Source organism: Mesorhizobium sp. ES1-6, from assembly GCF_020164775.1.
In the GTDB taxonomy this organism is placed as follows: Bacteria; Pseudomonadota; Alphaproteobacteria; order Rhizobiales; family Rhizobiaceae; genus Mesorhizobium.
On record NZ_JAIUGU010000015.1, the window covers coordinates 164493 to 170738 of the forward strand.

The 6246-nt window shown below is 62.4% G+C and carries 7 protein-coding genes and 1 riboswitch; of the genes, 2 read left to right on the plus strand and 5 right to left on the minus strand.

The annotated features are described in order from the left end of the window. Positions 1 to 27: 27 nt before the first annotated feature. The 5 genes from LB564_RS28080 to LB564_RS28100 all read right to left on the minus strand — a co-directional run bounded on the left by LB564_RS28080 (position 28) and on the right by LB564_RS28100 (position 4801). Positions 28 to 780 (minus strand): glycosyltransferase family 2 protein, encoded by a 753-nt coding sequence (locus LB564_RS28080; RefSeq protein ID WP_224542409.1) that lies wholly within the window; start codon positions 778 to 780, stop codon positions 28 to 30. Beyond that, a complete protein-coding gene (locus LB564_RS28085; RefSeq protein WP_224542410.1) occupies positions 777 to 1826 on the minus strand; it encodes a serine kinase in 1050 nt (349 codons plus the stop codon). Before LB564_RS28085 ends, LB564_RS28080 begins: the two co-directional genes overlap by 4 nt. 33 nt (positions 1827 to 1859) lie before the next feature. Then, positions 1860 to 2291, minus strand: a complete 432-nt coding sequence (locus LB564_RS28090; protein WP_224542411.1) for a PqqD family protein — start codon at positions 2289 to 2291, stop codon at positions 1860 to 1862. Between the two features lie 141 nt (positions 2292 to 2432). Beyond that, positions 2433 to 3533 carry a hybrid-cluster NAD(P)-dependent oxidoreductase gene (locus tag LB564_RS28095; RefSeq protein ID WP_224542412.1) on the minus strand — a complete coding sequence of 367 codons (1101 nt, stop codon included), beginning with the start codon at positions 3531 to 3533 and terminating at the stop codon, positions 2433 to 2435. A 20-nt stretch (positions 3534 to 3553) separates the two neighbouring features. Continuing rightward, on the minus strand, positions 3554 to 4801 hold the full coding sequence (locus tag LB564_RS28100) for an aromatic ring-hydroxylating oxygenase subunit alpha (RefSeq protein WP_224542413.1): 1248 nt from the start codon (positions 4799 to 4801) through the stop codon (positions 3554 to 3556). Between the two features lie 113 nt (positions 4802 to 4914). Continuing rightward, positions 4915 to 5117: riboswitch (cobalamin riboswitch) on the minus strand. Positions 5118 to 5599: 482 nt separating this feature from the next. On the opposite strand from LB564_RS28100, the gene LB564_RS28105 reads away from it, so the two are divergent. Together LB564_RS28105 and LB564_RS28110 are read left to right on the plus strand one after the other, a co-directional pair. Beyond that, the gene (locus LB564_RS28105) at positions 5600 to 5803 is read left to right on the plus strand and encodes a DUF680 domain-containing protein (RefSeq protein WP_140702895.1); all 204 of its coding nucleotides are present in this window, start codon (positions 5600 to 5602) and stop codon (positions 5801 to 5803) included. Between the two features lie 72 nt (positions 5804 to 5875). After that, on the plus strand, positions 5876 to 6082 hold the full coding sequence (locus tag LB564_RS28110) for a DUF680 domain-containing protein (protein WP_224542414.1): 207 nt from the start codon (positions 5876 to 5878) through the stop codon (positions 6080 to 6082). Positions 6083 to 6246: the final 164 nt, after the last annotated feature.

The window sequence follows — 6246 nt, forward strand, 5'->3', positions numbered from 1 at the left end:
TCCGATTTGATCGCGAGATATACCGCATTAAAGCCCCCGCCAGTCGGGCGAGCTCTTGAGCTCGAAAATGCCGGGAATCTCACGCAGGGATGGGTTGGCCCTGCGTCGCCGGATCGATTTGTGGATCGCCCGCATGTGGTCGCGGAGCCGGCTCTCGCGCTTCCCGGTGATATTGCCGGCATGGCGCCTGTAGTAGATCGCGACCGTCTCCAGAAGGCGGTAATTCGGACCCGTTTCGAAGATGCGCAACAGATAGTCAGTGTCCTCGCACTGATCGAATTCCTCGTCGAAATAGCCTATGCGATCGATAAGCGCCCTGCTGAACAGGCCGGTGCTCATTGAAATTCCGCGCAGCGTTACAGTGCGACTGCCCGCTACCGGCTCCATCGTGTCATCGTCTATCTGCTCGGCCAGGGTCATCAGGGAGTAGGTCAGGTCAAGGCCCGGCTCGGCCTTGAAGCAAGCCAGATCCGTCTTGAAGCGTCCGGCAAGCGAGATGTCGTCGGAATCGAGGAACGACACAAACCCGGCATCCGGCGGCAAGTGTCTAAGCCCGGCGTTGCGCGCCCTCGCGACGCCCATATTGGGTTGCAGGACCAGGCGGATGCAGGACGCCTCGCGCATCGCAGACCGTATCGCCTCCACCGAGGCGTCCGTGGAGCCGTCGTCGATGACGATGATGTCGAAGTCGGCGTCAGCGCGCTGCCTGATCAGGGAGCGCAGCGCCGAGACGACATAGCGCTCGCGATTGTACACTGGCATGATAACGCTGAGCTTCACGAGAGGCCTCGCGTCAGGAAATTCTCGATCGCGCCGGCGATTTCTGCCGGGTCGGTTCCGAGGGACAAACGAAAGCACGGCAAGAGGCGGGTCAATTCGCTGAAGAAGCGAAAGCCGCTTTCGCGCTCGCCCGGCATCTGGGCGATGCCGGACGGCGCCAAGGCAATCATGGCATCCCTGCGTGACACCGGCATGATCGAACTTGCTCCGCCACCGCTGATATGTGGCACCACCAGCGCGACGATGTCCAGCATCGCGGGCACCGGGCGGGGCGTTACGTCGCCAATGTGAAACGTGTGCTTGCCCTGCCAGTTCAGCGGGCCTTGCTCAGCCAGCCTCTGTTGCAGGCCCAGCCGCGCGAAACCTCGCGCGTCCTGTTTCAGGGTGGAGAAAAGGGGCCGCGCGGTCACGCCCCCGACGAGATCGATCAGCACATAGTCGTCGCCGACACTGTCGAGCCCATTGAGCAGGCCGGCGGCGACAGTGCCGGATTTCCCCGCCCCGCCCGCGCCGGCGAGCAGGATACCCTTGCCGTCGATGCCGAGCGTGCCGGCATGGGTCAGCCGCATGCCGCGCGCGGCATATTCCCAGTGCAGGAAGGCGCGCAGCGGCGCCCCCGGCTCCCAGGGCGGAAAGGCATCGGCCGACGCCATCAGCTGCACGCCAACGCTACGGTGCGGATCGTAGATCTGCCAGAAATCCAGGTCGTGGAAATAGTGGCCGCGCAACCCGGCTTCGGCGAGCCGTTTGGCAAAACCGTGCTCGGTGAAATGCGCGTCGCCCCATCGCGCGGGCTCCGGAATGCCGTGGATGCCGGGATGAGCGATGAAGACGCGGCACGCGGCCGGTTCGGGCCGATCATGCCCGGCCTCGACAAATGCATGGCCCAGTGCATCGGCAAGCACGCCGTGACCGAGATGCACGGTCAGTTCCAACAGGGGCAGGCTGACCTTGCGTGTGGTCGGATAGCGCAAGCCCGCATCTTCGGCGGCGGCGAGGAGATACCGGCCGTAATCGGGCAAGGTTTCCAGCGTGACGCGCGGCATCAAGCGCCTTCCATCACGGCAGCGGCCGGCCCGTCAGGAAGCCTGCTTGACCGCCGGCCAGCCGAGTGGTTCCTCGACCTCGTGGATGGGATCAATGATGATCAGGTCGGCGAGGTCGTCGTGAATGCTCACATCGAGCGGCTCGTTCGTGGCGGCCAGCTCGGCGGCCAATTCGTCCGGCAATGGCTGCACCGTCGCGTCGGAAGGCACCAGCAAGCCCAGTTCGAGCAATTGCGCTATGAAGTGATCGAGTTGGGCCTCGCCTATTGTCGAGCCGCCCGCGGTAAGCCCGACCAGAGCCCGGGCGTCCATTCCGGACGAAAGCGCCTGCCACACCTTGCTGCCGGAATCGGAGAAGCCGAAATACTTGCCATTCGCAAGGTTGAGCACCACGGCCTCGCCATCGAAGGATTCGAAAACGATATCCCGGCTCGCAACCGCATAGGCATGGGATTCATGCATCATTGTCGCCCCGCTTAGCATTCCTGCCCGCCAGCAGGACCCGTTCCACCGACAACGCCTGTAAACTTTCGGTTGTTCCTTGGCAAGGTAACCTTTGCCGGTAAGGCGCCGGCCATATGCGGGATCAGTCGAAGGCCAGCCGGATCAAACCTCGATTTCCAGTGCCGACAGTGGCTTGGAACAACAGGCCAAGATGAAGCCGTCGTCGATCTCGTGATCGAGGATGCCGCCATTGTGGCTCATCTCGACGGCGCCGGAGACTTTCTTCACCTTGCAGGTTCCGCACAGGCCGAATTCGCAGGCTGCCGGGATCCGCACGCCCGAGGCGCGGGCCGTCTGCAGCACGGTCTGGCCGGCGACGCACTCGGCATCGACGTCCGACAGCGCGAAGCGGATAGGTGTTGCTGCTTCGACGGGAGCTGCCGCACCGTCCTGCTCCGGCGAGGCGAACGGCGCCGGGATTTCCTCCACGGTCGGCGCGGCAAAGCTTTCCTGATGGTATCTCGCCATGTCGAAGCCGGCGGCCTCCAGCATGCCGCGCACGGCGCGCATGAAGGGATCGGGGCCGCAGCAGAAGATTTCGCGTTCACGGAAATCGGGCGCCAGCAGCGGCAGCCGGATGGCATCTATGCGGCCCATATGGCCGTACCAGCCCTCGCGGCTCGACCGCTCCTCGATCATGAAGCCGAGCGACAGGCCCGGCATGTGGCCGCCCAAAAGTTCGAGTTCCTTGCGGAAAATGATCTCTTCGGGACGCCGCGCGCAATTGACGAAGCCGACATCGGTCCAGGGCGCGCAATCGTTCAGCCAGCGCAGCATCGACATCATCGGCGTCACGCCGGAGCCGGCCGAGATGAACAGATATTTCGCCGCCGGATGGCTGTGCAACGAAAAATCGCCGCTCGGTCCATAGGCCTTGACGTGCGAGCCGGGGGTCAGGTGATCGAACATCCAGCGTGTGCCGATGCTGCCTGCCTGCGCCTTCACCGTCACCGCTATGGAGAACGGCCGCGACGGTGACGACGACAGCGTGTAGGTGCGCATCAGCGGACCGTCCGGCGTCGGCAGTTCCAGCGTCACGAACTGGCCCGGCTTGTAACGGAACCAGGTCTGGTTGTCGGAGCGGAAGGTGAAGGTCTTGACGCCGGGCGCCTCATCGCTGACGCCGGTCACTTCCAGCACCTGCAGCCTGTCGTTCCACGGCGCCATCTGGTCGAGATGGCGATAGAGGCCAAGGTCGGTCATGGCATTCATCCCTCAGCCTCTCATGCCACGCTGCGCAGCGCCGGCCGGCCGCCTTCGGCAAGGCGCGGGCCGATGAAGCGCGCGTACCAGTCGACGAACTGGATGACGCCGCCTTCATGCAGCTCCGAATAGGGGCCGGGCTCATAGGCCGGCGACAGGATGCCGAAGGCGTTTTCCTCGACGATGCGGCGGTCCTGGTCGTTGGTCTCGGTCCAGACATGGGTGAGTTCGGCGAGATCGTAGTCGACGCCCTCGACCGCGTCCTTGTGCACCAGCCATTTCGTCGTCACCGCCGTTTCTGTGGCGCTGACCGGCAGCACACGGAAGGTGACGGCATGATCGACCAGGATATGGTTCCAGGTCGTCGGATAGTGGTAATGCATCAAGGTGCCGATCCGGTCGGCCGAGACGCTGTCGGACAGGTTCTTCCTCACCGCCCGCTTGCCCGTCATCGTGTAGCTCTGGGCATCGCGCAGCAACGGCGCGCGGGTGGCACGGTATTGTCCAGCCGGGTCGATGCGGAATTTGCTGGGCAAGCCAACAGCCTCGCATTTGGCCCAATGCGCCAGCATTTCCGGATCGCTGTCGGCGCCCTGCACGCCGGTCACGGTCGGCGCTTCCGGGAAGGTCTTGCACAATTCCGGATGATTGCCGGCGCAATGGTAGCATTCGCGGTTGTTTTCCCAGACCAGCTTCCAGTTGCCCTTCTCGATGATGGTGCTCTCGAAGGCGATCTTGGCCTCGCTGAGCCGGTGCGGCTGCAGATAGGGCCCGATCATCGCCCGCATCGGCGCGAAGTCCGCCGGCTCCTTGGCCAGGCAGATGAAGACATAGCCGGCGACGCTTTCGCAGGCGACTGGCTTCAGCCCGAACTGGCTCTTGTCGAACCCGTCGGCCATCTGGCGGGCGAACAGCAGCCGGCCGTCAAGCTCGTAAGTCCACTGGTGGTAAGGACAGACCAGTTTGGCGGCCATGCCTTTGTCGCTGTTGCAGACGCGGCTGCCGCGATGACGGCAGGAATTGTGGAAGGCGTTGATCTTGCCCTGCTGGTCACGCACCAGCACGACCGGATAGTCGCCGATCTGCACGGTGATGAAGCTGCCCGGCTTGGGCAACTCGCAATCATGGCCTATGAACAGCCAGTCGCGATACCAGATCAGCTCCATGTCCAGCTTGAAGTAGTCCGGGTCGGTATAAAAGGGCTGTTCCAGCGAAAAGCCTTGTCTGCGGCTGTTCAAGAGCCTCAGCATGTCGTTGCGCGCATCCATGTCCTGTCCTCATTTTCAAGGACTGAACTGGTGGTGATGGAGGAAGGATTGAGCGCGAGCCGGCAAAAGCCGGACAAACATCATCCGCCCCTTGACCGCCCACCGCGATCAGTCGAGTTCTAGCGATCTCGGGCTGGTTTCCGGGCTCTGGAGTCGTCCTTGCGGACCATCGCGACACCTTCCCAGGCCTTCGCCCAGTGGTCTCCCGTTGCGACTTGAACTCCACCACCGTTGCGGGGGCAGCGCCGGAATCTGACCGGCTTCCCAATTCTCCGCTCCGTCGTCACGCAGCGGCACCTGAGATGGAATGATTTAATCACGACAGGGTTTGCGACATCGGCATGAAAGCGACATCGCCTCCATGCGGCGCGACACGCATGCTGGATGGTTCCGGCGGATGGAAGCGTCTTTATGGGAAGCCGCACCGGCACGTTTTCTACCCGTTGCCGGCGGCGAAAAAGGTTAACGGTTACGAAAAGTGACTATTAGCAGATTCTAAAATCGAACCGAACGGTTCGTTTCTGTTGACGGTGCGTGCAGGACGGTGTGAACGCAAGGTCTCCGACACCGTCGGTGATCGAAGCGGTGGTTCCAGTTAACCGGTTGATATAGCGAAGAAAAACAATGGACGTAAAAGGGCCTGGTACAATTTCAAGTGGTGGAGTCATGGTCCACGCGGAACAACTTCGTGATTGGAAACGGCAAAGGTGCTCTCCCACATCGGGGCTGTCCGAACGACGCGATTTTTAATCCCAAGACACGCCGCTAGACGGACGGAAAAATACTGGAGTACCCAAAATGAAAAAGATTGTTCTCACTGCCGCAGCCCTTCTGGCTATTTCCGGCAGCGCCTTTGCTGGTAGCGACCATTATGGTTCGAGCGCCGCGACCCCCGCTGCCACCTCTGTCGACAGCTCGTACACCGCTTCGACCAAGAAGTCGCAGCCGGCTGCTCAGACGCCTGTCCAGGGTGCCGATCACAACCTCTTCGGCAACAACTAACAGCCGCTTCCCGGCACGCGGCGGGGTTGCCCTGTCGCGCCGGTGGACGCCACAAATTCAGGAGTATTTGAAATGAACAAGATCCTCATTGCTGCCGCCGCCGTTCTGGCCCTTTCCGGCAGCGCCTTCGCCGGTAGCGACAACTTTGGTTCGAACGGTGCCAACCAGGCGGCTGTCACTTCGACCGACAACGCGGCCACCGCGTCGATCGGCAAGTCGGCTCCGGCCACCCAGGCGCCCGTTCAGCAGGGCAGCGACCGCAACCTCTTCGGTCACTAATCCCGATCCCACGGCCGGTGGGTTCGCCCGCCGGCCCGACCGACTTCAAAATATTCAGGAGTATTTAGAATGAACAAGATCCTCATCGCTGCCGCCGCCGTTCTGGCCCTTTCCGGCAGCGCCTTCGCCGGTAGCGACAACTTTGGTTCGAACGGTGCCAACCA